This window comes from Massilia sp. YIM B02763, from assembly GCF_030412015.1.
In the GTDB taxonomy this organism is placed as follows: Bacteria; Pseudomonadota; Gammaproteobacteria; order Burkholderiales; family Burkholderiaceae_D; genus Telluria.
Map to the genome: position 1 here is coordinate 1 of NZ_JASNRD010000024.1, position 24,459 is coordinate 24,459.

The following is a 24,459-nucleotide window of genomic DNA, read 5'->3' on the forward strand; positions in this document are numbered from 1 at the left end:
AAATCAAGGATGCGTTCCCCGGGAAAGCGCGATGAACCAAATAAAAGGCCATCAGCTTTTCCGCGTACAGGCCCAGGCGCGTGATCATTTTGGTGCCGAGGACGGCGTCCAGGCGCGACGGGTCGGCATCGACGTCGGCCAGCCAGCGCGCCGTCTCGGGCGATACGGGCCCCAGCGTGGCGATGCGCCCTTCCCAGTGCGGATCGTGGACGTCGAGCAGGTCGGGCGCGTCGAGCAGCCAGGCCAGCGCGCGTACGCGGGCGCGCCGCAGGTGGCCCCAGCGGCGCTCGAAGACGGCCTGGTAATTATCGGGCCGGGCGCGCACCGCCGGCCTTTTGCGCCGCCCTGGCGCGGCACAGGTCGGCCCAGGCCAGGGCCTTGTCGCCGCCGCGGCGCAGCAGCTCGCCCGGGTGCAGCGTGGCGACCAGGCTCACCTCGCTCTGCCCCTGGCCGTCGCCCTCCCCGCCTCCGATGGCGAGCGGATGCACGCTGCCGCGCGCGCCCGCCAGCGGCTCCTGCAGCGGCCGGCCCAGCAGCGTGTTCGCCGCGATCTGGCCGAGCGTGAGCACCGTGTGCGAGCCGGTCAGGACGGCCTCGCGTTCCAGGTAGGGACGGCAGGCCGCCGCTTCCGCCGCCGTCGGCGCGCGTTCGCCGCCGTTCGGCGAGGCGGGGCGGCACTTGATCAGGTTGGTGATGTAGACGTCGCGATCGCGGCCCATGCCCACCGCTGCAAGCATATTGTCGAGCAGCTTGCCCGGCTCGCCCGCCAGCGGCAGGCGCTCGCGGTCGTCCGCGGCCGTCGATGCGCCGGCGGCGACCAGCCAGCGCGCCTGCTTCGCCCCCGTCCCCGGCACCGGCGCGCGGCCGTCGCGGCAGGCGCTGCAGCGGCGGCACGAGGCGATGGCCACGGCCAGCTGGTCCCAGTCCATGCGCGCGATTTCCTCGGGGCTGGCGTCGGCCGGCAGCGCGGCATCGTCCCAGGCCGAGTCGAGGTCGGCGCCGTAGCCGTTGCCAGGCAAGGGCGGCTCCGGCACCGCTTCCAGCGCGGAGGCCGACTGGGCCACGCGCTGCAGCGGGCGCGGTCCGGCGGGCGGCGGCGCGGGCGGCGCCTCGGACGCCGGCGCGGGCTCGGAAGCCCGCGGCGCAGGCTGGGCGACGACGACGGGCGCCTCCGCTTCGATGGCCACGACCTCGACCTCGGCCACGGCCACGCCGCCGTCCTCGGCCACGGCCGCAGCGGCGGCGGCCTGTCCCGGCGCCGCGCGCAGCATCCACAGCGGACCCAGGCCCATCTCGTTCAGGAAGACGGTGTCGCGTTCGGAAAATCCATTCATAGTGCCATCCTCATCACGATCGCATCCTCGCGCCGGCCTTCGTGCGCCGGATAATAGCCCTTGCGGCGCCCGATCTCCTGGTAGCCGTAGCGCCGGTAGACGTGCAGCGCGCGCTCGTTCGACGGGCGCACCTCGAGCAGAATCGATTCCATGCCCTGGTCGCGGGCGCGCGCGGCGATGCGGTCCAGCAGGTAGCGGCCCAGGCCCGTGCCGTGGCGCTGCCCGGCCACGGCCACGTCCAGCAGGTGCGCTTCGTCGAGCGCGTACATCAACAGGAAATAACCGGCCAGCGCGCCTTCGCCATTGTCCTGCGCGGCTTCGCGCAGCACCCAGCAATCGTAGCCGCTGGAGAGCGAGTCGACGAAATTGGCGCGGCTCCACGGATGCGGGAACACGCTGCGTTCGAGCGCGTGCACGGCATCGATGTCATCGACGACCATCGGCCGCAGCGCCAGGCCGGCGGCGACAGCGCTCATGGCTCGCCGGCCTTGGCCGCGTTGATCGCCTGGCGCTCGGCGCTGGTGTAGGCGACCTTGTTGCGCAGGTACAGGGGCTGGGCCTCGTCGGCCGCGACGGCGCGGCCCGCGGCCAGCGCGCAAGCGCCCAGCACGGCCAGCTCGCGCGCATGCGGCAGGATGTCGGCGTGGGCATTGGCGGCGAAGCCGTGGCCCGCGAACGCGTCCGGATAGGCGGAGAAGCCGTTGCCGCAGGCGGCCAGGCCGTCGACGGCCACGGGCGCCACCGCCTCCGGCGCGCCCAGCGCCGGCGCGCACACGGTTTCCCATTCCCCGGCCCAGCGGTACTGGGCCCAGTACACCTCGTTCATGCGCGCATCGAGCACCGCCAGCACCTCGGTCGCGCCGGTGCGCGCGCGGCAGGCCTCGGCCATCGCTTCCAGCGTCACCAGGGGCAGCACGGGCAGGCGCGCGCCGAAGGCCAGTCCCTGGGCCACGCCGCAGGCCGTGCGCACGCCCGTGAAGGAGCCGGGGCCGGCGCCGAAGGCGATGGCGTCGCAGTCCGACAGCGAGATGCCGGCCTCGCGCAGCAATTCCTGCACCATCGGCAGGACGGATTGCGAGTGGGTGCGCACGCCGGAGGATTCGCGCGAGGTGACATGGACGTCGGTACTGGGTCCGGACCCGCGCGCAAGCGCGCAGGAAGCCAGCTCCGACGAGGTTTCGATGGCAAGAATGATAGGCATGGCGTATTTTAACCCGCCGGCGGCGCCGGCAAAAAGGCCGGGGAGGATGCCGGATCGGCCGGACCGTTGTAAAATCCGGCCATGTCCAGCATCACCCTCGAGCCCGATACCCGCGACCAGGTCGCCGCCGCCCTCGCCGGCGACGGCTGGATCGTCGCCTGCCTGTGCGCCGCCTGGTGCGGCACCTGCTCGTCCTACCGCGCCGGATTCGACGCCCTGGCCGCGCGCCATCCGGACAAGACCTTCGTCTGGATCGACATCGAGGACCAGGCCGCCACCGTGGGCGACCTCGACGTCGAGAATTTCCCCACCCTGCTGCTGCAGCGCGGCGACGACGTCGCCTTCTTCGGCACCATGGTGCCGGACCCGAACGTGGCCGACCGGCTGCTGCAGGCCCAGGCATCGCTGGCGGACGCGGACCTGGCGCGCCAGGCCGCCGCCCAGCCCGAGCGGCAGGCGTTCAACCTGCGCGTGCTGTTCGCCAACGCGGACGAATAGGCACGCGTTCGGTTGCCCACCGTGTTCGGCCCGGACGTCAAGCCGTGCCGTAGCCCCGCTCGTCCGCCGGCGCCTGCCCCCAGTCCTCCAGCACCCGGTCCGCCCCCACCGGCTTGCCATAGAAATAACCCTGCGCCTGGTTGCAGCCGTGGCGCAGCAGGAAGGCGGCCTGCTCGCTCGTCTCCACGCCCTCCGCGATCACCGACAGGTTCATGCTCTTGCCGAGCTGGATGACGGCGATGGCGATCGCCTCGTCGTTGGCATCGCTGTTGGCGCCGCCCGTGATGTCGCGGATGAAGCTGCGGTCGATCTTCAGCGTCTGCACCGGCAGCTGCTTCAGGTAGGCGAGCGAGGAATAGCCGGTGCCGAAGTCGTCGATGGCCAGGCCCACGCCGATCGCGTGCAGGTCGTTGATGTACTGGAGCGCGTCGCCCGTGTTCATGATGACCGACTCCGTCACCTCCAGCTGCAGCCGCCATGGCGCCAGGCCCGTGTCGGCCAGCACGCGCGCCACCCGCGGCGCCACGCTGCCGCGGTCGAACTGGCGGCCCGACAGGTTGACGGCCATCTTGGGGACCGACAGGCCGGCCTCTTCCCAGCACACCATCTGGCGGCACGCCTGTTCCAGCACCCAGTCGCCGAGCTGGCCGATGAAGCCGATGTCCTCGGCCAGCGCCACGAAACGCGACGGCGGCACCTGGCCCAGCTCCGGGCTGGTCCAGCGCACCAGCGCCTCGACGCCGATCAGCCGGCCGCTGTCGATCTCGACCTGCGGCTGGTAGGCCAGGCCGATCTCGTCCTTTTCGATCGCGCGGCGCAGCAGCGCTTCCAGGCGCAGGCGCTCGACGCCCTCGCCTTCCATCGACGGCAGGTACAGCTGGTAGCCGTTGCGGCCGCGCGCCTTGGCCTGGTACATCGCCAGGTCGGCATTCCGGATCAGCATGTTCAGGTCGGTGGCATCCTGCGGGAACAGGCTGATGCCGACGCTGGCGGTCACGAACAGCTCGTAGTCCGAGACCAGGATCGGGCGCTCGAACAGGCGCATCAGCTTTTGCGCGACCAGGCCGGCGCCGTCGGCGCCGTCGACGTCCTCGAGCAGCACGATGAATTCGTCGCCGCCCAGGCGCGCCAGCGTGTCGCCCTCGCGCAGGCAGGCGGCCAGCATGCCCGCCACCTGCTTGAGCAGCTCGTCGCCGACGTGGTGGCCGAGGGTGTCGTTGACGTTCTTGAAGCGGTCCAGGTCGATGAACATCACGGCCAGCTGGCGGTTCGCGCGCGCGGCGCGCCCCATCGCATGCTGCAGGCGGTCGTGGAACAGCAGGCGGTTCGGCAGGCCCGTGAGCGGGTCGTGGTGGGNAGCTGGCGGTTCGCGCGCGCGGCGCGCCCCATCGCATGCTGCAGGCGGTCGTGGAACAGCAGGCGGTTCGGCAGGCCCGTGAGCGGGTCGTGGTGGGCCAGGTGGTCGAGCTGGGCCTGTGACTGGCGCACCCTGGTGATGTCGCTGAACACGCACACGTAGTGGGTGACGGCGTCCCGCTCGTCGCGCACGGCCGACACGGTCAGCGATTCGAGGTAGGCCTCGCCGTCCTTGCGCAGGCTGCGCAGCTCGCCGCGCCAGAAGCCGCTCTCCTCGAGGTCGCGCCAGATCGCCTCGTAGGCGTCGTCGCCATTGCCGTCGCCGCGGTCCTGGCGGTTGCGGGCCAGGCGCGACCAGCCGCCCACCCGGTCCGCCTCGGTATAGCCGGTGATGCGCGTATAGGCCGGGTTGATGGCGACGATGCGCCCCTCCGGGTCGAGCACCATCGCGCCGTCGGCGATGTGTTCCAGCACGGTGGCCCACAGCCGCAGCTTTTCCTCGGCCGCGCGGCGCTCGCTGACGTCGGCGAACACCCAGATGCTGCCCTCGCCGGGCTGCTCGGGGTCGAGCATGCGTCCGCTCACCATGCACCAGAACAGGCTGCCGTCGCCGCGCCGGAACTGCAGTTCGCCCGTGAAGTCGCGGCCGGCCGTCAGCACGGGCATGCTGGCCGCCTCGCCGCGCTCGTAGTCTTCCACGGTGGGGAACAGCACGGCCAGCGAATCGCCGACCAGGTCGCCCTCGCGGTAGCCGAACAATTCGTCGAAGCGGCGGTTGGTCGAGACCACGTGGCGCTCGCGCACGTGCAGGATGCCGAACATGACGTTGTCCAGCACCGCGCCCTGCTCGGCCAGCAGGCCCTCGATGCGCATCTCGTTGTATTTGCGCTCGCTGATGTCGGAGATGATCCCGTCGATCCAGGAGCCTTCCTCGCCCAGCGCCGGCTGGCCGCTCTCGAGCACCCAGCGCTCGATGCCGAAGGCGTCGACGATGCGGTATTCGATCGCGTAGGCGCACTGCGCCTGCACGGCTTCGCGCACCAGGTGCCAGTAGGTGCGCCGGTCCTCCGGGCAGATCAGGTCGACCCAGCGTTCCGTGCTCTCGCCGATGAAGCGGCGCGCCGGGTAGCCGGCGATGGTTTCGATGGCGTCGCTGACGAAGTCGATCGTGCCGCCGCCGCGGGCGCGGAACACGGCCCCCGGCACCTGGGTCACGATCGAGCGGAAGCGTTCCTCGCGCCGGCCGATGTCCTGGAACAGTTCGCCGATGGCGATGCGCATGCGCTCCAGCTGGCGGCCCAGGCGCCCCAGCTCGTCATGGGCGGTCAGCACCAGCGGCGCGTCGAACTTGCCGCGCGAGAGGCGATCCGAAAAACCCATCAGGGCGCGCAGCGGCGCCACCAGGCGGTGCTTGAACAGCAGGACGATCAGCAGCAGCGACACGGCCAGCTGCCCCGCCAGCACCATCGCGTAGCGCCACTGCTTGACCCGCAGCGCCTGCTGGCTGCGGCTGTCGTCCAGTTCCAGCACCACGTGGCCGATGCGCTGGCCGCGCGCCACCACGTCGCGCTCGGCGCGCAGCACGCGGCCGGCCGGAGACATCGGGGCGCGCTGGTCGATCACGGCGGCCCCGTCCTGGGCATGCACGGCCACGCGCAGCACGGCCGGGTCGCGCATCAGCGAATCGACCAGCGAGCGGGCCGCATCGGGATTCATGTTCCACAGCGGTTCCTGCATGCCCAGCGCCAGGATCTCGGCGTCGCGCTGCAGGGTGTCGTCCAGGGTGCGCTCCGCTTCGCGCTGTTCCTGCACGCCGATCAGGAAGTAGCCGCCCACCAGCGCGGGCATCGCCAGGCCGGCGAACAGCATCAGGAGCAAGGCGCCGACCAGCGAACGGCCGTACAGGCGCGCAAGGCGCGACGGCAAGGCCCGCAGGGCAATCCTGGAAATGACATCCTTGATGAGCATGGGTGGTCGAGCGTACTTTCCGATAATCAATATTGCCGAAAATCAAATATGATTGTTCGCCATCGGATTATGCACGCAAGAATTGCCAAGAGTCACCAAGTTCCCGTGACCGACCGGGACAATGACGGCAGAACGTGTCCGCCCAGCCACGCTTGCCGGCGACCCACGTCCCGGCAGCCCGCGCCAGGCCTTGCTATCATCGCCATCTTTCACACAGGAGTTGAACGATGACGATGTCCTTGTACGGTGCCTCGGTGCCCGTGTTCCGCCAGATCCTGGGCAGCCTGGCGACCATCCTGGCCAAGGCCGAGGCCCATGCGGACCTGAAGAAGCTCGATCCGAACGCGCTGCTGCAGGCGCGCCTGTTCCCGGACATGCTGCCGCTGCTGCGCCAAGTGCAGCTGGCGACCGATTTCGCCAAGGGCGCGGCGGCGCGCCTGGGCGGCGTCGAGGTGCCCCGCTACGAGGACGTGGAAACGGACTTCGCCGGCTTGCAGGCGCGCCTGGAAAAGACCCTCGCCTTCCTCGACACCGTCGCGCGCGAGGCGATCGATGCCGGCGGCGAGCGCGACATCGTGATCGGCACGGGCGACAACCAGCGCCGCTTCAAGGGCACCGCCTACCTCGTGCACTACGCCCTGCCGAACTTCTACTTCCACGCCACCACCGCCTACGACCTGCTGCGCCACAACGGGCTGGAGATCGGCAAGCGCGACTTCATCGGCACCTTCTGATCCCGCGCTGGGCGCGGGCGCCCACCCTACACGATGTCGAAGCGGATCGGCGGCAGAGCGCCGATCCGGCCCTCCACCGTGCCCGCCTCCTGCGGGAAGAACATGCCCGTGTAGGAACCGGCCGTGATCGGCGTGCCGGCCGGGAGCGGGATGCCCTGCGCGTGGCAATGCCGCACGACCCAGAGCAGCAGGCGGCGCGGATCGCCGGCCGGATTGCCGCCGGCGCCGGCGAACACCTCGCGCCCGTTGAACGCGAGCCGCGCCTGCGGCGTCAGGAAATCGATGCCGTCCCAGCGCCCGACCCACTCGCCCACCACGAGGGCGCCATGGTTCTGCAGGTCGGCCAACTGGCTCGGCTTGGGCACGTCGGGCCAGCCGGCCAGCCGGCTGGACACGATCTCGATGGACGCGGCCACGCCGGCGATGGCGTCCCGTACCTCCTCCTCGCCCGGCGGCGGCGCGCCGGGCAGGAAGTCGCGGCCCAGGCGGAACATGATCTCCAGCTCGATGCCGAGCACGGGAAAGCGCGTGCGCGGCAGCATGGCGGCATCCGGATGGATCCAGGCCTGCGGCAGCGGCGCGCCCTGGATCGGGCCGTCCGCGGACTTCGCCCCGACCTTCCAGCCGCCGATGGGACTGCCCAGCTGGTGCAGGAAGGCTTGCTGCACCCGGTAGGCGTCGGCATTGTCCTGCGGGGCGAGCGCCGGCGGCACGGCGGCCTGGGTCTTCTCGCGCCAGGCGCCCGCCAGCAGGCGGGCCAGCTCCTCGGGCCGCGTCATGGCGCCCGGCATGGGGCCGATCGTATCAGGCATGGTGTTTCACCCCCGTGTCCGCTTCTTCGGGCATGGCCGGCACATGCTTGAACTTGCTCTCCGGCTGCATGCGGAACGCCAGCACCACGCCGATGCCCATCAGGATCATGCTGCCGACGAACGGCAGCTCCCAGCTGCCGGTCCGGTCGATCAGGTAGCCCGACACGACGGGCGACAGGATGGCCGCCAGCGCCGACCCCGTATTCATCATGCCGCTGGCCGTGCCGGCGCAGTCCGGCGCGATATCCATCGGCAGGGCCCACATCGGGCCGATCGTCATCTCGGCGAAGAAGAAGCCGGCCGACAGGCTCAGGATCGACACGACGATATTGTGGGTCATCATCAAGGGGATCAGCGACAGCAGCGTCAGCAGCATGCAGATCGACACCATATAGCTGCGCGCCTTCTTGAGGTTGTTCGTCCTCTTGAGGATGCGGTCGCTGACGATGCCGCCCAGCGTGTCGCCCACGACGCCGGCAAAGAACACGCTGGACGCGAACAGCGCCGACTTCTTGATGTCCATGTCGTAGCTGTGCAGGAAGTACTGCGGGATCCAGCTCAGGAACAGCCACAGCGTCCAGCCATAGCAGAAGTACACGATGGTGACGGGCAGCATGCGCTTGAACAGCGGCCCCCATGCCACCGTCACGTTCTTCTTCTTGACGTGCGACAGCGTTTCCAACTCCTGCGGCGTGATGCGCGGGTGCTTGGCCGGATCTTCCGTGAACACGAAGGCCCAGCCGACGACCCAGGCCAGGCTGATGGCGCCGCAAATATAGAAGGACTCGCGCCAGCCGTGCGTCGCCATGATCCAGACGACGGCCGCCGGCGCCACCGCATTGCCGATGCGCGAGAAGGCATGGGTGATGCCCTGGGCGAAGCCGCGGTTTTCCTTGGCGACCCAGCGCGACATGGCGGAGGTGGCCGCCGGGAAGGTGGCGCCTTCGCCGAAGCCCAGCAGCAGGCGCGCCAGCAGCAGCGAGACGAGGCCGCCGGCAAAGCCCGTGAGGATGGTGGCGACGGCCCACAGCAGGCCGCACCAGATCAGCGTGCGGCGCGCGCCGAAGCGGTCGCTGACCCAGCCGCCGATGATTTGAAAGACGAGGTAGGGATAGGCGAAGGCGGAAAAGACGAGGCCGACTTCGGTCTTGGAGAGATTGAATTCCTTCCCGAATCCGACCGCCGCCGTGCTGACGTTGACGCGATCCAGGTAGGTAATGAAGTACATCAGGCACAGCATCAACAGGACGACGGTCGTCGCCCGCAAGCGTAGAACTCTCATTGCTGTCTCCTCTAGGGATGCCCGCCCGCCGGCATGCGCGGCGCGTTTTCTTCGAAACGGATGCGCGGCATCGAAGCGTATCGATATGCCGGCGCCGGGTCGTGCCCGGGCCGGCTCGGTTCCTCCGTCTTGCTTCGGATTCGGCCGCGGATCACGCCGCCTTCAGTTCCGGCTTCTGCTTCTGGGCGGCAAGCACGTCCATGGCAGCCTGGACGCCGCTGCCCGCCAGCAGCACGCCCGCCAGCTTCAGGCCCATCTCGCAACCGGCCAGCGTGGCCATCAGCGTCAGGTCGTTCGCTTCGCCCAGGTGGCCGATGCGGAACATCCTGCCCTTCAGCTTGCCGAGGCCGGTGCCGAGCGACATGTCGAAGTTGTCATAGATGAGCTTGCGCACGGCGTCGGCGTCGATCCCGTCCGGCATCATGACGCCGGTCAGCACCGGGGAGTACACGGCCGGATCCAGGCAGGTGATCTCCAGGCCCCAGGCCGTCACGGCCTTGCGGCATGCCGCCGCCAGGCGCTGGTGGCGGGCGAAGGTATTGTCCAGGCCTTCGCCGAGGATCATGTCGAGCGCTTCGGCCAGGCCGTACAGCAGGTTCGTGTTCGGGGTGTAAGGCCAGTAGCCGGTGGCGTTCATCTCGATGATCTCGTGCCAGCCCCAGAACGCCTTCGGCAGTTTGGCGGATTTGCTCGCTTCCAGCGCCTTCTTCGAGACGGCATTGAAGCTGATGCCCGGCGGCAGCATCAGACCCTTCTGCGAACCGGACACGGTGACGTCCACGCCCCACTCGTCATGGCGGTAGTCGGCCGAGGCCAGGCCGGAGATGGTGTCGACCAGCAGCAGCGCCGGGTGGCCGGCGGCGTCGATGGCCTTGCGCACGGCGGCGATGTTCGACGTCACGCCGGTCGAGGTCTCGTTGTGCACGACGCACACGGCCTTGATGGCGTGGCCGCTGTCCTCGCGCAGGCGCGCCTCGATCAAGTCGGCCTGGACGCCGCGGCGCCAACCCTCGATGCCGGGCAGGCCCAGGAACTCCGGCTTCAGGCCCAGCGCCTCGGCCATCTTCTTCCACAGCGTGGCGAAGTGGCCCGTCTCGTACATCAGCACGTGGTCGCCGGGGCTCAGGGTATTGGTCAATGCGGCTTCCCAGGCGCCCGTGCCCGAGGCGGGGTAGATGACGACCGGCTGCTCGGTCTTGAAGATCTTCTTGATGCCTGCCAGGACCTGCAGGCCGAGGGCGCCGAATTCGGGGCCGCGGTGATCGATGGTCGGGTAGCTCATGGCCCGCAGGATGCGGTCCGGGACCGGGCTCGGGCCCGGGATCTGCAGGAAGTGGCGGCCGGCAGGGTGGAAATCCAGTTTCAGCATTACTCCTCCATCGTGTGAATTTAACGCATCGTTCCTTGTTTTGTATTTTGCATGCAAAATTCAGTCTAGACTTCGACGCTGCGGCCGTCAACGACTATTTCGTATGCCCCGAGATCGCTATGGCGGCGTGGGATGCGGTGATAGAATTGGCGAGAAAGCGTTGACTAAAAAGCGGTCGAAAAGGATTTTGCATGCAAGACTCAGTCGTCGAATTCGACAACGATACCGATGCCTCCGCGCCCGCCCTGCCGCGGCTGGAGCGGCAGCACCTGCACGACACCGTCGTCGGCCACCTGCGCAACCTGATCGTCGAAGGGACGCTGGCGCCCGGCACGAAGCTCAACGAACGCGAGCTGTGCGAGACGATGGGCATCTCGCGCACGCCCCTGCGCGAGGCGTTCAAGGTGCTGGCCTTCGAAGGCCTGATCGAGATTGCCCCGAACCGGGGCGCGTCTGTCTGCAAGATGTCGCGTACCGAGATCCTGGAGACGTTCGAATTCATGAGCGGCCTGGAAGCGCTGGCCGGGGAACTGGCTTGCGCGCGCATCGACGCGGCTGGCCTCGCCGACATCAAGGCGCTGCATTACGAGATGCTGGCCTGCAAGGCCAGGAGCGACCTGCCCGGTTATTACGCCCGCAACCAGGCGATCCACAACCGGATTGCCGAGGCCGCCGGCAATTCGGTGCTGTACCAGACCTACCTGATGATGAACCGGCGCCTGCAGGCGCTGCGCTTCAAGTCGAACTACAAGCCGACCAAGTGGGACAGCGCCGCGCGCGACCACGAGGAGATGATCGTGGCGCTGGAAGCGCGCGACGGCAAGCGCCTGGCTGCGATCCTGCGCCAGCACTTGCTGGACAAGCGCGACGCCATCATGGAGATGGCGCCGGTGTAAGCGCGTGGTGGACACCACGTGCCCACCATCGCATCACGTATTCCTGCGCGGGTAGCCCTGGGCCAGGATCCGCTGCCACACGACTTCCTTCTGCTCGGGCGTCATCGACACCCAGTGCGCCACTTCGACGACGGTACGGCCGCAGCCGCGGCAGACTTCGTCGAAGGTGGTCGAGCAGACCGCCACGCATGGCGTGTCCGGGCGGACGGGCGGCTGCCCCGCGGGTTCAGCGTGCGGGTCCGACATCGAGCTTGTCCCAGCCTTCGTGGCCCAGTTTTTCCATGGTCTCGATATTCTTCTCGAAGATGTCGGCGGCGTCGGGGATCGCTTCCACGGCGCGGTCGATGCTTTCCTCGCGCAGCAGTTGCAGGATCGGGTACGGCGCGCGGTTCGTGTAGTTCGAGATGTCGTTCGGGTCCGTGTCGGCGAACTGGTAATCCGGGTGGAAATTGGCGACCTGTAGTTCACCGTCGAGATGCATGTCTTCGACGGCGGCATCGGCCACGTCGAGGAATTCGTTGAAATCCAGGAAGTCCTGCAGCACGAAAGGGTGGATCAGCAGCGTGGTGTCGACCTTGGCCGGGTCGGTATCGGACAGCAGCTGGAGCTCGTCCATCAAGGTTTCCAGCAATTCTTCCGGGGTGCGCGCGGGCGAGACGACGTAGCGCACCTGTTCCTTCGTGTACACCGCCTTGGCGAACGGACAAAGATTCAGGCCGATGACGGCGCGCTCGAGCCAGCGCCGGGTGGCAGCGACGATCGCGTCGTCGTCCGCGTTGAGGTTGGCAGTGCTCATCTGGGGCTTTCCAAAGATACAAACAAATACGTGATGCAAAGACGGCATTGTACGCGCATTTGCGTCCCCTCATGCCCTCCGCGGCCCAGCACGCCAGGATGTCGAGCATGTGCCCGGTAACTGGTATTGCGCGCCGGGCCCGGCGGTCGGCGCCGCCACCTTGTCGAAGAAGCCATCCGCAGCACCTGCGCTCAGGCCGGCAATTTTTGCTTACTCCCGGGGTGTATCGACGCTTTTACGTGTCGCGTACCCCTTGTATCGGGGCACTTCACAGATACTCCCTCGATCAATATCGAATCAAAACAAGGTGTTGGCAAAAAGACTAGACAAGGTTTTTTGTAACCGCGCCGACTTACTTCTTGACTGACTTGGGAACTGGTCCGTACACTCCGTTTTTACTCGTCAGTCTGACGTTCCTGGACGCAACACTGGAAAGCCATGCACGAAACGACCCGCATTACGCAAGCCCTGGCCATCGCCCTCGTGCTGGCCCCTGCCCTGGGCCACGCCGCCGACTCCGCATCGACCGTCACCGCCCAAGGCAGCAGCGCCGCCGCGCTCGCCCGCGCCGCGCTGCCGACGGCGCTGGCTCCCGCCAAGTCCGACGACTACAGGGATCCGGACATGTGGGCGCGCATCCGCAGCGGCTATGCCATTCCCGACGTCGACAACGCGCTGGTCGCCAAGCACGTGCAGTGGTACGCCAGCCGTCCGGACTACCTGACGCGCATGTCGAGCCGCGCCTCGCTGTACCTGTACCACGTCGTCAAGGAGCTGGAAAGCCGCGGCATGCCGACCGAGCTGGCGCTGCTGCCCGTGATCGAGTCCGCGTTCAACCCGCAGGCGCTGTCGACCGCGAACGCGGCCGGCATCTGGCAGTTCATGCCGGACACGGGCAAGACCTTCAGCCTGCAGCAGAACATGTTCAAGGACGAACGCCGCGGCGTGCTCGCCTCGACCGACGCCGCCCTGACCTATCTGCAGCGCCTGTACACCATGTTCGGCGACTGGCAGCTCGCGCTGGCCGCGTATAACTGGGGCGAAGGCAATGTCCAGAAGGCGATCCAGAAAAACCGCGCGCTGGGCAAGCCGACCGATTTCGACAGCCTGGCCGATTTGATGCCGGCCGAGACGCGCAACTACGTGCCCAAGCTGCAGGCGGTGAAGAACATCATCGCCAACCCGGCCCAGTATGGCATCGTGCTGCCCGCCATCGACAACACCCCGTATTTCACCACCATCGACAAGACCTCGGACATCGACATGGCCGTGGCGGCCCAGCTGGCCGAGATGTCGCTGGACGAATTCAAGGCGCTCAACCCGCAGTTCAAGAAACCGGTCATCGCCGGCGACTCGAAGATCCTGCTGCCCAAGGAAAACGCGGAGAAATTCCACCTGAACCTGGCCTCGTGGACCCAGGCGCTGTCCTCGTGGACGACGCACAAGATCACCTCGGCCAAGGAAAGCATCGCCTCGCTGGCCTCGAAATTCGGCACCACGCCGGAAGTCATCCGCCAGGCCAACAACATTCCGCCGCAGATGCGCCTGCGGGCCGGCTCCACCATCCTGGTGCCGAAGACGGAAGCCACCGCCCACAACGACATCGCCGAGAACATCATCGAGAATGCCCAGGTGATGCTGGAAGCGGACCGCGGCAACAGCCGTGGCAAGAAGCTGAGCGGCGTGCAGCGCATCAAGGCGACGGCCGCCCACGCCGTGGCCGAGATCAAGAGCCGCGTCTCGCGCAAGCCGGCCGTGAATGCCAACGGCCGCAAGCGGCGCTGATCGCAGCCGCATAGTACAGTTGTCATGACGATACGCTCGCGTGCCCCTGCGGCACGCTTTTTGCGTAGTCCGTGCAGATTTGCCGGATTTGAGGTATAGTGTCGTTTGTGCGCTGCAAAACGCATCGGCAAGCGCCCGATGCCAGCAGTCGACCCAGCCCGGCAAGCAGCCGGGTAGCAGTAGAAAAAATCAGCAGCTTCGCAAGCCCCGGCGTTTCCGAAAACGCCCTTTCATAAAGCCCCCCGCCCTGCGTGCCGCCATAGGCACCGTCCCGGCGCAAAGCTTTTGTGCCGAAATTTCTTTCGTCTTTGAGTCATTTCGTTTGTTGGCTCGCGTTGCTATTTTGCGTTTCCGCGGTTGTGCGTCATTGCCATGCGTAAGCGCCCACAGATCTATCGAAAGCAAAGTTAAACAATGAGTTTTGAAGCATTAGGCTTACACGCGTCCATCGTCAAGGCAGTCGAGCAGGCCGGCTACGAAAAGCCGACGCCGGTGCAGGAGCAGGCTATTCCGGCGGGCATCGCCGGCCGCGACCTGCTGGTGTCCTCGCAGACCGGTTCCGGCAAGACCGCCGCATTCATGCTGCCGGCGCTGAACCGTTTCGCGAACATCGAACCGGCTCCCGCCGGCCGCACCCCGGCCCAGGAAGCCCAGGCGGCGCGCGCCCGTGGCGAACGCGTCCGTTTCAAGCCGGCCCAGCCGAAGATGCTGGTGCTGACCCCGACCCGCGAACTCGCGCTGCAGGTGACCACCGCGACCGAGCAGTACACCGTCAACATGCGCCGCATCCGCGCCGTGTCGATCCTGGGCGGCATGCCCTACCCGAAGCAGATGCAGCTGCTGGCCAAGAATCCGGAAATCCTGGTGGCGACGCCGGGCCGCCTGATCGACCACATGGAGTCGGGCAAGATCGACTTCTCGCAGCTGGAAGTGCTGGTGCTGGACGAAGCGGACCGCATGCTGGACATGGGCTTCATCGAGGACATCGAGAAGATCGTCGCCGCCACGCCGGACTCGCGCCAGACCATGCTGTTCTCGGCCACGCTGGATGGCGTCGTCGGCAACATGGCGCGCCGCATCACCAAGGATCCGATGGTGATCCAGATCGCCAGCGCCACCAAGCGCCACGAGAACATCGTGCAGAAGGTGCACTTCGTCGACGACCTGTCGCACAAGAACCGCCTGCTCGACCACCTGCTGCGCGACGAGACGCTGGACCAGGCCGTCGTGTTCACCGCCACCAAGCGTGACGCCGACATGATCGCCGACCGGCTGAACATCGCCGGCTTCTCGGCCGCCGCGCTGCACGGCGACATGCACCAGGGTGCCCGCAACCGCACGCTGGACGGCCTGCGCCGCGGCCGCGTGAAGGTGCTGGTGGCCACCGACGTCGCCGCGCGCGGCATCGACGTGCCGAACATCACCCACGTGGTGAACTACGACCTGCCGAAGTTCCCGGAAGACTACGTGCACCGCATCGGCCGCACGGGCCGCGCCGGCCGCAACGGCGTCGCCGTCTCGCTGGTGAACCACGCCGAGAACATGAACGTGCGCCGCATCGAGCGCTTCACCAAGCAGACGATCCCCGTCGACGTGGTGGAAGGCTTCGAGCCGAAGCGCGCTCCGGCACCCCGTTCGACCACCCGTCCGGGCTGGAAGCCGGGCGACGGCCGCAATGCCGGCAAGCCGGGCCAGCGCAGCTTCCAGGGCAAGGAAGGCGGCTACCGCGGCAACGGCGAAGGCCAGCGCCGTGAGGGCGGTTTCCGCAGCGAAGGCGGCTACCGCGGCGGCGAAGGCCAGGGCCAGCGCCGTGAAGGCGGCTACCGTGGCGCCAGCGAAGGCCAGCGCCGCGAACGCAGCGCCGGCTACGGCAGCGCCCACCCGCGCTCGGCCGACGGCGCCCGCCGCAGCTTCGGCGATCGTTGATCGACGACTGCACCAGGTAGTCAGCCTTACCCCGTCGCCCCCGCGCAGGCGGGGGTCCAAGTTCTGCAAGCCGTAACGCAACGCTTGCAAATTGGGCCCCCGCCTGCGCGGGGGCGACGTTTTTATACGCGAGCGCGGCTTTTATACGCGAGCGACGTTTATACGTGAACGCGATTTTTAGACGCGGGCGCGCCGTGTTTTATGCGCCGGTCCTTACAGCGCGCAAGTCCGGAACCCGCAATAGATATCGTCCCGCTCCGGCGTGAAGAAGTTGCGGAAATGCGGCGAGCGCAGGCGCGCCGGTGTCGCGAAGGAGGCGCCGCGCAGCGTGCGGCGCGTGCCGAACCACGGTGCCGAATACTCGCGGTAGCGGTCGGCCGCGAAGCCCGCGAACGGCAGGAAGGGCGAGGCCGTCCATTCCCACAGCCGTCCCCAGGCAAAACCGTCGCTGCCCGACGTGGCGGCGAACTCCCATTCCGTTTCCGTCGGCAGGCGCCGCCCGGCCCAGGCGCAATAGGCCTCGGCTTCGTGGCAGTTCACGTGGCGTACGGGCTGCGCCGGATCGAGCGGCGCCGCATGGCCGAGCGTACGGGTCATCCAGCCCGCATTGCCACCATCGGCGTCACGCTCCCAGTAGCGCGGCGCCGAGCGCTCCTGCCCCATCAGCCAGGTACGCCCCGAATCGCTCCAGAGTTCGGGGCGCTGGTAGCCGCCATCGCGCACGAAGGCGGCGAAGGCGCCATTCGTCACGAGTCCCGCATCGATGGCGAACGGCGCCACCTTGCACGCCGCCGCATCGCGCTCGTTGTCGAACACGAAGCCGCGCGACTGGTCGCCGCCGCGCACGAAGCTGCCGCCGGCAAAGGGGATCTCGCCGGCCACGGGCCCTGGCCGCTGCGCGGGCTTCACCCGGCGCAATGCGTCCGGGTCGACGGCGATGCCCAGCGTCTGGATCGTGTACAGCAAGGCCTCGCCGTGCATGTCCTCGTGCGCCAGCGCCAGGCGGTACGGGTACAGCGCGGCATCGTCGTCCGGCTCGCGGGACAGGCGCGCCAGGATGCGTTCCAGCACCTCGTTGCAATAGGTCTTGATGGCGCCAGTGGACGGCAGGTCCAGCGTCCAGCGCGTGCGGTGCGCCACGTTGCCCGAATCGAACCAGTCGTCGCCGCGCGCCAGCAGCGAGTGGCCGTCGGCCTCGCCCGGCTGGCTGCCGGTCGCGTCGCGCAGCACGAACCACTCGGCGAACCAGGCCGTATGGCCCAGCTCCCACAAGGGCGGGTTCACGATGGACAGGCGCGGCACCTGCTGCGCGTCGTCGTAGCCGGCGTCCGCGAGTATCTCGAACAGGGCCAGCGTATAATGCCGCGCATCCTGCAGCGCGGCGCCAAGGTCTTCCGGTCCCGCGGTGCGGAACGATGCATGCTTGTCGCTCATCCCCGCATTGTACTACCGGCATCCCTAGGCTTTCCAACCGCATGGCACGTCCTTCCATCTTCATCGCCAGCCCCGCCTCCGCGCGCGAGAACAACGGCAACTGGCAGACCGCGAGCCGCTGGCGCCGCTTCCTGCAGCGCGACTACCGCGTCGCCATCGGCGCCGGCTGGCAGCCGGGCGACGCCGTCCCCGACCTGCTCGTCGCGCTGCATGCCAGGCGCTCGGCCGCCGCGCTGGCCGCGTTCAAGGCCGCGCATCCTGACCGTCCCGCGCTGCTGGTGCTGACGGGCACGGACCTGTACCGCGACATCCACGCGGACGCCGCCGCGCGCGCCTCGCTGGCGCTGGCCGATGCCATCGTCGTGCTGCAGCCGCGCGGCCTGGACGAACTCGATGCCGCCGCGCGCGCCAAGGCCCACGTGATCTACCAGTCGGCGCCCAGCCTGCGTCCTGCCGTCCCGCGCCGCGGCGCCGCCCTGGACGTCGCGATGGTCGGCCACCTGCGCGAGGAAAAGGATCCGCTGACCTTCATGCGGGCCGCGCACCGGCTGGCGGTGCCCGGCCTGCGCCTGCTGCACGTGGGGCGTGCGCTCGACGAGTCACTGGACACGGCGGCGCGCGAGACGATGGCGCAGGTACCGGCCTACCGCTGGCTCGGCGCCCTGCCCCACGCGCCCGCGCGGCGCCTGCTGCGACGCTGCCATGCGATGGCGATCGCCTCGCGCATGGAGGGCGGCGCGAACGTGATCATCGAAGCCGTCACCTGCGGCGTGCCCGTGCTGGCTTCCGACATTCCCGGCAACCGCGGCATGCTGGGCGAGGACTACCTGGGGTATTTCGCACCCGGCGACGCGGCCGCGCTGGCGCACCTGATCGAACGCAGCAGCCTGGATGCGCGCTTCCATGCGCGCCTCGTGCGCCAGTGCGCGGCGCGCGCGCGGCTCTTCACCCCGAGGCGGGAGCAAGCGCGCCTCGTCGACTTGGTGGATAATCTGCTATTGCCACGGGCCCTGCACGGCGGCGCCCGCAACCTCACGAACGAAAGCGACGCATGACTGACCAACCCCTGAAACTGACCTCGTTCTCCCACGGCGGCGGCTGCGGCTGCAAGATCGCGCCCGGCGTGCTGTCCGAAATCCTGCAGAAATCGAGCGGATTCCCCGTGCCGAAGGAGCTCATGGTCGGCATCGAGACGGCCGACGACGCCGCCGTCTACAAGCTCAACGACGAGCAGGCGCTGATCGCCACCACCGACTTCTTCATGCCGATCGTCGACGATCCGTTCGACTTCGGCCGCATCGCCGCCACCAATGCCATCTCGGACGTGTACGCGATGGGCGGCACGCCGATCATGGCGCTGGCCCTCGTCGGCATGCCGGTCAACAAGCTGCCGCTGGACACGATCGGCAAGATCATCCAGGGCGGCGAATCGATCTGCGCCGAAGCGGGCATTCCCATCGCCGGCGGCCACACCATCGATTCCGTCGAGCCGATCTACGGCCTGGTCGTGATGGGCCTCGTGCACCCTTCCAAGGTCAAGCGCAATGCGGATGCGAAGGCCGGCGACGTGCTGGTGCTGGGCAAGCCGCTGGGCGTGGGCGTGCTGTCGGCCGCGCTCAAGAAGGACCAGCTCGATGCGGACGGCTATGCCGCGATGATCGCCAACACCACCAAGCTCAACAAGCCGGGCAAGGCCTTGTCCGAACTGCCGGGCGTGCATGCGCTGACCGACGTCACCGGCTTCGGCCTCCTGGGCCACCTGCTGGAACTGGCGCGCGGCGCCAAGCTGACGGCCAGGCTGGACATGGACAGGATCCCGCTGCTGCCGGGTGTCGAGGACCTGGCCCACGCCGGCTTCTTCACGGGCGCATCGGGCCGCAACTGGGACGCCTACGGCCAGGACGTCGAGCTGGGCGCGAACGTCTCCGACACCCGCCGCGTGCTGCTGACCGATCCGCAGACCTCGGGCGGCCTGCTGGTCTCGTGCGATGCGGGCAGCGTGGACGAGGTGCTGGCGTTGTTCAAGCGCGAAGGCTTCGGCGATGCGGCCGTCATCGGCCGGATGGAAGCTGGCGCCGCGCGGGTCGTCGTCGCCTGACGCCACCGTCGCCCCTGCGCAGGCAGGGGCCCATGCTAAAGAGCAGAATTCGGCCTGTCGGAAGCACCCGCAGGTTTCGGAGAAACGGACTTCGGATGTTCGGCATGGGTCCCTGCCTGCGCAGGGACGACGGATCTCGAAGCACGCTCAGTACATCAAGCCCGCAACTCCGCCACCATCTCCCCCCGCTCGTCCACGCCCGTCTCCACGAACCCGAAACTCGCATAGAACGCCTTCGCGCGCGCGTTGCGCTCGTGGTAGCAGATCGTGATGCGGCGCATGTCGGGCCGGGCGCGCAATTCCGCCAGCAGCAGTTCCATCGCGCGCCGCCCGATGCCGCGGCCCTGGCGCGCATGGTCGACCATGAAGCGGTAGATCGCGTAGTCGCCCTCGACGTCGCCGGCGCGGCGGTCGTACAGCAGGAAGCCGGCCGGCTCGCCGTCGCAATAGACGCCACGCGGGATGTAGTCCGGATAGAAGCGCGATTGCGCGATCGAATAGGCATTGCTGGCCAACAGCTCGCGCTGGTGCTCGGGCAGCTCCATGTCCATGAAGTCTTCGAAATTCTCTTCGGTGATGTCCTGCAGGGTGACGTCCAAGCGCGCTCCTTTCGAAAGCGGCTATCTTACACTCGGAACAACCCTGCCTCGTGCTCCGGGTGGCTGGCATCCGGATCGACGTGCAGCACGGCGCCGTCCTCGCCCAGGATACTTGCCGGCAGCATCTGAATCAGGTTATAGCGCTGCTGCTCGGCGTACCGCTTGGAGCCGGCGTACCCCTTCGCATTGTGGCTGTAGTAGCGCAGCACGACATCGTAGCCCTGGCGGGCCAGCGCGCAATAATTTCTGAAGAGAATCAATGTGGCGTCCGCAGAAGCCCGTGCCACGAAACGCTTGACACGCCAAACAAAATTCACTTAGAGTGAAGAAATGTTCTCCCAACTGCCTCTGTCGACTTCCCTACCGCTCGCCGGCGCGCTATCGCCGGCCGGCCTGCTACTACGCGCGTAAGCCGCGTTGTCCCGCCCGGCCCCGTGCCGGATCCGTAGCCCAAGGAAAGTTGCACCGATGTTAGTGTCCACCCAATCCTCATCCCGTTTCACCCCCGCCGGCCCGTTTGCCTTGTCGTCCGGCGCGCGTGCTTCGACCGCCCTGCTGCTAACACTACCGATCGGTTGCCGGGCCTAGCGTCATCGTGGCCCGTCCGGCAGCCCTCGCCACAGCATCGAACCGAACACGAACACACGAAAACCAGGAGCCAGCACCATGTTGACCAATCCCGCCGCCAAATACCGTCCCTTCCCCGCCGTCGACATCGCCGACCGCCAGTGGCCGAGCCGCAGCATCACCCAGCCGCCGATCTGGATGAGCACCGACCTGCGCGACGGCAACCAGGCCCTCATCGAACCGATGAGCCCGGAAAAGAAGCTGCGTTTCTTCGAGAAGCTGGTCCAGATCGGCATCAAGGAAATCGAGGTCGGCTTCCCCTCGGCCTCGCAGACGGACTTCGACTTCGTGCGCATGCTGGTCGAGGAGAAGCGCATCCCGGACGACGTCACCATCATCGTGCTGACCCAGGCGCGCGACGAGCTGATCCGCCGTACCGTGGAATCCTGCATCGGCGCCAAGCGCGCCATCGTGCACGTCTATAACTCGGTGGCGCCCGTGTTCCGCCGCGTCGTGTTCGGCATGAACGAGGACGAGATCGTCCAGATCGCCGTCAAGGGAACGCAGCTGATCAAGGAACTGGTCGCACGGCATCCGGAAACGCAATGGGGCCTGGAGTACTCGCCGGAATCGTTCTCGACGACCGAGCTGGACTTCTCCAAGCGCATCGTCGACGCCGTCGCCGCCGTGTGGCAACCGACCCCGCAGAACAAGATGATCGTCAACCTGCCGTCGACGGTGGAAGCGGCCACGCCGAACGTGTATGCCGACCAGATCGAGTGGATGTGCCGCAACCTGAACGACCGCGACAGCCTCGTCATCAGCGTGCACCCCCATAACGACCGCGGCACCGCCGTCGCCGCCGCCGAGCTGGCAGTGATGGCCGGCGCCGACCGCGTCGAGGGCTGCCTGTTCGGCAACGGCGAGCGTACCGGCAACGTCGACCTCGTGACGCTGGCCCTGAACCTGTACACCCAGGGCGTGCATCCGGGCCTGGACTTCTCGGACATCGACTCGGTACGCCAGCTGGTCGAGGAATGCAACCAGATTCCCGTGCACCCGCGCCACCCGTACGTGGGCGACCTCGTGTTCACCGCCTTCTCCGGCTCGCACCAGGACGCGATCAAGAAGGGCTTCGCCAAGCAGCAGGCGGACGCCATCTGGGAAGTGCCCTACCTGCCGATCGACCCGGCGGACCTCGGCCGCAGCTACGACGCCGTCATCCGCGTGAACAGCCAGTCCGGCAAGGGCGGCATGGCCTACCTGCTGGAGCAGGAATACGGCCTCGAACTGCCGCGCCGCCTGCAGATCGAATTCTCGCGCGTGGTGCAGAAGTTCGCCGACGCCAGCGGCCGCGAAGTGGCGGCGTCCGACATCCACGCCCTGTTCTCGCGCGAATACTTCGAGCAGGACGGCGCGGCCTACCGCTACGTGTCGCACCGCATGGTCGAGAACAGCGAAGGCGGCGAAGAGCGCGTGCAGATCGAGACGGCCGTGCAGCGCGAGCGCGTGACGGAAACCCGCCACGGCAGCGGCAACGGCCCGATCGACGCCTTCGTGGCCGCGCTCGGCCTGGACATCCGCCTGATGGATTACCACGAGCACTCGATCGGCTCCGGCGCCGACGCCCGCGCCGCCTGCTACGTCGAGCTGCGCCTGGGCAGCGGCCCCACCCTCTTCGGCGCCGCGATCGACAGCAATATCGTCACCGCCTCGTTCAAGGCCGTGCTGTCGGCGGTGAACCGCCACATCGCGATGGGTAGCGAGGCGCCGGCCGCACGCGCGGCCTGATTCCGGTTCCCTTGATACAAAAGGCCGCCGGCGCACTGCCGGCGGCCTTTTTTTCGTCCCGCGACGACGGCGTCAGCCCCCGTTCGACCCCAACATCGGTCCCAGCGAACGCATGATCTGCAGCACGGCTGGTCCCAGCAGCACCACCAGCAATGCCGGGAAGATGCAGAAGATCAGCGGGAACAGCAGCTTGGTCGCGATCTTGCCCGCCTTTTCCTCGATGATCTGGCGCCTGCGGGTGCGCAGCTGGTCCGACTGCACGCGCAGCGCCGTGCCGACGCTGGTGCCGAAGCGGTCGGCCTGGATCAGCATCTTGACGAGCCCGTCGACGTCCTCGACACCCGTGCGCAGCGCCAGGTTGCGCAAGGCCTTGTCCTTGGCGATGCCGGCGCGCAGTTCCAGCGTCACCAGCTGCAGTTCCTCGGCCAGCACGGGGCTTTTCAGGCCGATCTCGGCGCCCACGCGGGCCAGCGCCGCATCCATGCCCAGGCCCGCCTCCACGCACACGGTCATGAGGTCGAGCGCATCCGGGAAGCTTTCGAAGATGTCGCGCTGGCGCAGCGCCACCTTGCGCTTGAGGATGAGGTCGGGCAGGTAGTAGCCGGCGCCGGCCGCGATCGTCAGGGCGATCAGCATGGTCGATCCCGACTCGCCGGATTTCTCGCGCAGCACCAGCCAGGCGACCAGCGGCAGGCCGAGCGTCAGCGCCGTCTTCCCGGCATGGAACAGACCCGGTGCCGACGGCGCGCGCCACCCGGCGTTGATGAAGCGCAGGCGCAGCGGCGAGGTCTCCCAGCCTTCGGACGGCACCGACAGTTTCGCCAGCGGCGCGGCCACACGCGCCAGGCGCTCGCGCCAGCTCGTTTCCGGCGCGGCGGCGCCCTTGCCGGAATCGTGCTCGTCCAGCGCGGACAGGCGGTTCTTGAGCGGGTTGCGCGTCAACAGCAGCATGGCCAGGATGGCCGCGCCGAAGATGAGGATGAAGATCAGGGCCAGGAACAGGAGTTGCGACGGCTTCATGGACTTTCCTTACATGCGGATGCGGACGATCTTGCGGATCGCAAGCAGGCCGAAGGCCATCATCGCGAGCGCAGCGCCGACCAGCTTGCGCCCGGCCGGATCGACGAACAGGATGCTCATCGTCTCCGGATTCGCGAAGTACATCATGGTGGCGGCGCCGAACGGCAGCAGGCACAGCACCCAGGCCGAGATACGGCCCTCGGCCGACAGCACGCGCACGTGGCCGACGAGTTTCTGGCGTTCACGGATGATGGCGCTGATCGAGGCCAGCAATTCCGTCAGGTTGCCGCCGCTCTCGCGCTGGATCAGCACGGCGACGACGAAGTACTGCAGGTCCATGCTGGGCACGCGCACGGCCAGGTTGTTCAGCGCGTCGGCCATCGACACGCCGAAGTTGACCTCGTCGAAGGCGACCTTGAATTCCTCGCCCAGCGGCGCCGGAATCTCGTCGGTGACGAGCTTCAGGGCCGTGGGAAAGGCGTGGCCGGCGCGCATCGCGCGGCTCATCATGTCGAGCGCGTCGGGCAACTGCTTCTCGAAGCGTTCCATGCGCTTGATGCGCGCGCGCGCCAGGCGCAGCAGCGGCAGGCCGGCGGCGGCCAGCGCCAGCGGCAGCAGCGCCAGGCCTGGCACGCGCAGCCACAGCGCCACCAGGAAGCCGGCGGCAAAGCAGGCCAGGCACATGCCCACCAGGGCCGAGACCAGGTAGCGGGCCCCCGCTTGCAGCAGCATCCGGTCCAGGCGGCGCGCGCCCGGCATGCGGCGCAGCATCGCATCCAGGTCGGGGCTGTCGGACAGGCGCCGGTCCTTGACGATGGTGACGTCCGCCTCGCGCACCTCGCCGCCGATCACGCCGCGCAGGCGCCGCGCGATGCGCTCCGCCTCCGGGTCGCGGTGCGCGCGCCAGCCGACGTACACGCCCCAGACCAGCAGCATGACGGCGGCGAACAGCAGCACGACGAAGACGGTGAAGGTAATGTCCATGCGCGGCGG

24 protein-coding genes are annotated in these 24,459 nt (G+C 68.0%); 8 read left to right on the forward strand and 16 right to left on the reverse strand.

Annotated features, from left to right (window positions below; all coding sequences use genetic code 11):
- The 4 genes from QPK32_RS22695 to tsaB all read right to left on the reverse strand — a co-directional run.
- A partial coding sequence (locus tag QPK32_RS22695; RefSeq protein ID WP_290415055.1) for a DUF1853 family protein occupies nt 1–325 on the reverse strand: 325 nt, incomplete at its 3' end.
- Entirely contained in the window at nt 306–1,334 is a 1,029-nt protein-coding gene (locus QPK32_RS22700; protein WP_290415056.1) for a uracil-DNA glycosylase family protein, read from the reverse strand. The genes QPK32_RS22695 and QPK32_RS22700, both read right to left, overlap by 20 nt.
- Complete coding sequence (rimI, locus tag QPK32_RS22705; protein ID WP_290415057.1) at nt 1,331–1,810, reverse strand: ribosomal protein S18-alanine N-acetyltransferase; 480 nt, start codon at nt 1,808–1,810, stop codon at nt 1,331–1,333. The genes QPK32_RS22700 and rimI overlap by 4 nt, the downstream gene beginning before the upstream one ends.
- Complete coding sequence (gene tsaB, locus QPK32_RS22710; RefSeq protein ID WP_290415058.1) at nt 1,807–2,535, reverse strand: tRNA (adenosine(37)-N6)-threonylcarbamoyltransferase complex dimerization subunit type 1 TsaB; 729 nt, start codon at nt 2,533–2,535, stop codon at nt 1,807–1,809. The genes rimI and tsaB overlap by 4 nt, the downstream gene beginning before the upstream one ends.
- Before the next feature lie 81 nt (nt 2,536–2,616).
- Between tsaB and QPK32_RS22715 the strand changes: the two genes are divergently transcribed.
- Nucleotides 2,617–3,033 (forward strand): thioredoxin family protein, encoded by a 417-nt coding sequence (locus QPK32_RS22715; protein ID WP_290415059.1) that lies wholly within the window; start codon nt 2,617–2,619, stop codon nt 3,031–3,033.
- 37 nt (nt 3,034–3,070) lie between these two features.
- Here the strand turns inward: QPK32_RS22715 and QPK32_RS26605 are convergent, their stop codons facing one another.
- Nucleotides 3,071–4,366: an EAL domain-containing protein gene (locus QPK32_RS26605; protein WP_308632653.1), complete on the reverse strand. Its 1,296-nt coding sequence runs from the start codon at nt 4,364–4,366 to the stop codon at nt 3,071–3,073.
- On the reverse strand, nt 4,285–6,357 hold the full coding sequence (locus tag QPK32_RS26610; RefSeq protein WP_308632650.1) for a PAS domain S-box protein: 2,073 nt from the start codon (nt 6,355–6,357) through the stop codon (nt 4,285–4,287). Before QPK32_RS26610 ends, QPK32_RS26605 begins: the two co-directional genes overlap by 82 nt.
- A gap of 227 nt (nt 6,358–6,584) precedes the next feature.
- On the opposite strand from QPK32_RS26610, the gene QPK32_RS22725 reads away from it, so the two are divergent.
- The gene (locus QPK32_RS22725; protein ID WP_290415060.1) at nt 6,585–7,091 is read left to right on the forward strand and encodes a DUF1993 family protein; all 507 of its coding nucleotides are present in this window, start codon (nt 6,585–6,587) and stop codon (nt 7,089–7,091) included.
- Nucleotides 7,092–7,117: 26 nt separating this feature from the next.
- On the opposite strand, the gene QPK32_RS22730 is transcribed toward QPK32_RS22725, so the two are convergent.
- From QPK32_RS22730 to QPK32_RS22740, 3 genes are all read right to left on the reverse strand, one after another.
- Nucleotides 7,118–7,903, reverse strand: a complete 786-nt coding sequence (locus QPK32_RS22730) for a 2-keto-4-pentenoate hydratase (protein WP_290415061.1) — start codon at nt 7,901–7,903, stop codon at nt 7,118–7,120.
- Nucleotides 7,896–9,185, reverse strand: coding sequence for an MFS transporter (locus QPK32_RS22735; protein WP_290415062.1), 1,290 nt, complete (start codon nt 9,183–9,185; stop codon nt 7,896–7,898). The genes QPK32_RS22730 and QPK32_RS22735 overlap by 8 nt, the downstream gene beginning before the upstream one ends.
- 151 nt (nt 9,186–9,336) lie before the next feature.
- Nucleotides 9,337–10,554, reverse strand: coding sequence for an alanine--glyoxylate aminotransferase family protein (locus QPK32_RS22740; RefSeq protein ID WP_290415063.1), 1,218 nt, complete (start codon nt 10,552–10,554; stop codon nt 9,337–9,339).
- A 191-nt stretch (nt 10,555–10,745) separates the two neighbouring features.
- Here QPK32_RS22740 and QPK32_RS22745 point away from each other — a divergent pair, with 191 nt between their 5' ends.
- Nucleotides 10,746–11,450: a GntR family transcriptional regulator gene (locus tag QPK32_RS22745; RefSeq protein WP_290415064.1), complete on the forward strand. Its 705-nt coding sequence runs from the start codon at nt 10,746–10,748 to the stop codon at nt 11,448–11,450.
- Nucleotides 11,451–11,483: 33 nt separating this feature from the next.
- On the opposite strand, the gene QPK32_RS22750 is transcribed toward QPK32_RS22745, so the two are convergent.
- Together QPK32_RS22750 and QPK32_RS22755 are read right to left on the reverse strand one after the other, a co-directional pair.
- The gene (locus QPK32_RS22750; protein ID WP_290415065.1) at nt 11,484–11,696 is read right to left on the reverse strand and encodes a DUF1289 domain-containing protein; all 213 of its coding nucleotides are present in this window, start codon (nt 11,694–11,696) and stop codon (nt 11,484–11,486) included.
- Nucleotides 11,677–12,246 carry a DUF1415 domain-containing protein gene (locus tag QPK32_RS22755; protein ID WP_290415066.1) on the reverse strand — a complete coding sequence of 190 codons (570 nt, stop codon included), beginning with the start codon at nt 12,244–12,246 and terminating at the stop codon, nt 11,677–11,679. Before QPK32_RS22755 ends, QPK32_RS22750 begins: the two co-directional genes overlap by 20 nt.
- Nucleotides 12,247–12,684: 438 nt before the next feature.
- On the opposite strand from QPK32_RS22755, the gene QPK32_RS22760 reads away from it, so the two are divergent.
- Nucleotides 12,685–14,031: a transglycosylase SLT domain-containing protein gene (locus QPK32_RS22760; protein ID WP_290415067.1), complete on the forward strand. Its 1,347-nt coding sequence runs from the start codon at nt 12,685–12,687 to the stop codon at nt 14,029–14,031.
- Nucleotides 14,032–14,445: 414 nt separating this feature from the next.
- Nucleotides 14,446–15,957 carry a DEAD/DEAH box helicase gene (locus tag QPK32_RS22765; RefSeq protein ID WP_290415068.1) on the forward strand — a complete coding sequence of 504 codons (1,512 nt, stop codon included), beginning with the start codon at nt 14,446–14,448 and terminating at the stop codon, nt 15,955–15,957.
- A gap of 213 nt (nt 15,958–16,170) precedes the next feature.
- Here QPK32_RS22765 and senA read toward each other — a convergent pair whose 3' ends face one another.
- Complete coding sequence (gene senA, locus QPK32_RS22770; protein ID WP_290415069.1) at nt 16,171–17,391, reverse strand: selenoneine synthase SenA; 1,221 nt, start codon at nt 17,389–17,391, stop codon at nt 16,171–16,173.
- 41 nt (nt 17,392–17,432) lie between these two features.
- On the opposite strand from senA, the gene senB reads away from it, so the two are divergent.
- Both senB and selD read left to right on the forward strand, forming a co-directional pair.
- A complete protein-coding gene (gene senB / locus QPK32_RS22775) occupies nt 17,433–18,446 on the forward strand; it encodes a selenoneine biosynthesis selenosugar synthase SenB (protein ID WP_290415070.1) in 1,014 nt (337 codons plus the stop codon).
- The gene (gene selD / locus QPK32_RS22780; protein WP_290415071.1) at nt 18,443–19,489 is read left to right on the forward strand and encodes a selenide, water dikinase SelD; all 1,047 of its coding nucleotides are present in this window, start codon (nt 18,443–18,445) and stop codon (nt 19,487–19,489) included. The genes senB and selD overlap by 4 nt, the downstream gene beginning before the upstream one ends.
- A 155-nt stretch (nt 19,490–19,644) precedes the next feature.
- Here selD and QPK32_RS22785 read toward each other — a convergent pair whose 3' ends face one another.
- Nucleotides 19,645–20,088, reverse strand: a complete 444-nt coding sequence (locus QPK32_RS22785) for a GNAT family N-acetyltransferase (RefSeq protein ID WP_290415072.1) — start codon at nt 20,086–20,088, stop codon at nt 19,645–19,647.
- Nucleotides 20,089–20,114: 26 nt separating this feature from the next.
- On the reverse strand, nt 20,115–20,348 hold the full coding sequence (locus QPK32_RS22790; RefSeq protein ID WP_290415073.1) for a hypothetical protein: 234 nt from the start codon (nt 20,346–20,348) through the stop codon (nt 20,115–20,117).
- Between the two features lie 406 nt (nt 20,349–20,754).
- Between QPK32_RS22790 and leuA the strand changes: the two genes are divergently transcribed.
- Nucleotides 20,755–22,446, forward strand: coding sequence for a 2-isopropylmalate synthase (leuA, locus tag QPK32_RS22795; protein ID WP_290415074.1), 1,692 nt, complete (start codon nt 20,755–20,757; stop codon nt 22,444–22,446).
- A 72-nt stretch (nt 22,447–22,518) separates the two neighbouring features.
- On the opposite strand, the gene QPK32_RS22800 is transcribed toward leuA, so the two are convergent.
- Both QPK32_RS22800 and QPK32_RS22805 read right to left on the reverse strand, forming a co-directional pair.
- A complete protein-coding gene (locus QPK32_RS22800; RefSeq protein WP_290415075.1) occupies nt 22,519–23,466 on the reverse strand; it encodes a type II secretion system F family protein in 948 nt (315 codons plus the stop codon).
- 9 nt (nt 23,467–23,475) lie between these two features.
- Complete coding sequence (locus QPK32_RS22805; RefSeq protein WP_290415076.1) at nt 23,476–24,450, reverse strand: type II secretion system F family protein; 975 nt, start codon at nt 24,448–24,450, stop codon at nt 23,476–23,478.
- Between the last annotated feature and the right edge of the window lie 9 nt (nt 24,451–24,459).

Excerpts from the sequence above, each read along its gene's own strand:
- QPK32_RS22745 (WP_290415064.1), top strand. The coding sequence starts at position 10,746 with ATGCAAGACTCAGTCGTCGAATTCGACAACGATACCGATGCCTCCGCG.
- QPK32_RS22700 (WP_290415056.1), bottom strand. The coding sequence starts at position 1,334 with ATGAATGGATTTTCCGAACGCGACACCGTCTTCCTGAACGAGATGGGC.
- QPK32_RS22805 (WP_290415076.1), bottom strand. The coding sequence starts at position 24,450 with ATGGACATTACCTTCACCGTCTTCGTCGTGCTGCTGTTCGCCGCCGTC.
- QPK32_RS22740 (WP_290415063.1), bottom strand. The coding sequence starts at position 10,554 with ATGCTGAAACTGGATTTCCACCCTGCCGGCCGCCACTTCCTGCAGATC.
- rimI (WP_290415057.1), bottom strand. The coding sequence starts at position 1,810 with ATGAGCGCTGTCGCCGCCGGCCTGGCGCTGCGGCCGATGGTCGTCGAT.
- tsaB (WP_290415058.1), bottom strand. The coding sequence starts at position 2,535 with ATGCCTATCATTCTTGCCATCGAAACCTCGTCGGAGCTGGCTTCCTGC.
- senB (WP_290415070.1), top strand. The coding sequence starts at position 17,433 with ATGGCACGTCCTTCCATCTTCATCGCCAGCCCCGCCTCCGCGCGCGAG.
- selD (WP_290415071.1), top strand. The coding sequence starts at position 18,443 with ATGACTGACCAACCCCTGAAACTGACCTCGTTCTCCCACGGCGGCGGC.
- QPK32_RS22800 (WP_290415075.1), bottom strand. The coding sequence starts at position 23,466 with ATGAAGCCGTCGCAACTCCTGTTCCTGGCCCTGATCTTCATCCTCATC.
- senA (WP_290415069.1), bottom strand. The coding sequence starts at position 17,391 with ATGAGCGACAAGCATGCATCGTTCCGCACCGCGGGACCGGAAGACCTT.
- leuA (WP_290415074.1), top strand. The coding sequence starts at position 20,755 with ATGTTGACCAATCCCGCCGCCAAATACCGTCCCTTCCCCGCCGTCGAC.
- QPK32_RS22715 (WP_290415059.1), top strand. The coding sequence starts at position 2,617 with ATGTCCAGCATCACCCTCGAGCCCGATACCCGCGACCAGGTCGCCGCC.
- QPK32_RS22765 (WP_290415068.1), top strand. The coding sequence starts at position 14,446 with ATGAGTTTTGAAGCATTAGGCTTACACGCGTCCATCGTCAAGGCAGTC.
- QPK32_RS22730 (WP_290415061.1), bottom strand. The coding sequence starts at position 7,903 with ATGCCTGATACGATCGGCCCCATGCCGGGCGCCATGACGCGGCCCGAG.
- QPK32_RS22735 (WP_290415062.1), bottom strand. The coding sequence starts at position 9,185 with ATGAGAGTTCTACGCTTGCGGGCGACGACCGTCGTCCTGTTGATGCTG.
- QPK32_RS22760 (WP_290415067.1), top strand. The coding sequence starts at position 12,685 with ATGCACGAAACGACCCGCATTACGCAAGCCCTGGCCATCGCCCTCGTG.
- QPK32_RS22755 (WP_290415066.1), bottom strand. The coding sequence starts at position 12,246 with ATGAGCACTGCCAACCTCAACGCGGACGACGACGCGATCGTCGCTGCC.
- QPK32_RS22750 (WP_290415065.1), bottom strand. The coding sequence starts at position 11,696 with ATGTCGGACCCGCACGCTGAACCCGCGGGGCAGCCGCCCGTCCGCCCG.
- QPK32_RS22725 (WP_290415060.1), top strand. The coding sequence starts at position 6,585 with ATGACGATGTCCTTGTACGGTGCCTCGGTGCCCGTGTTCCGCCAGATC.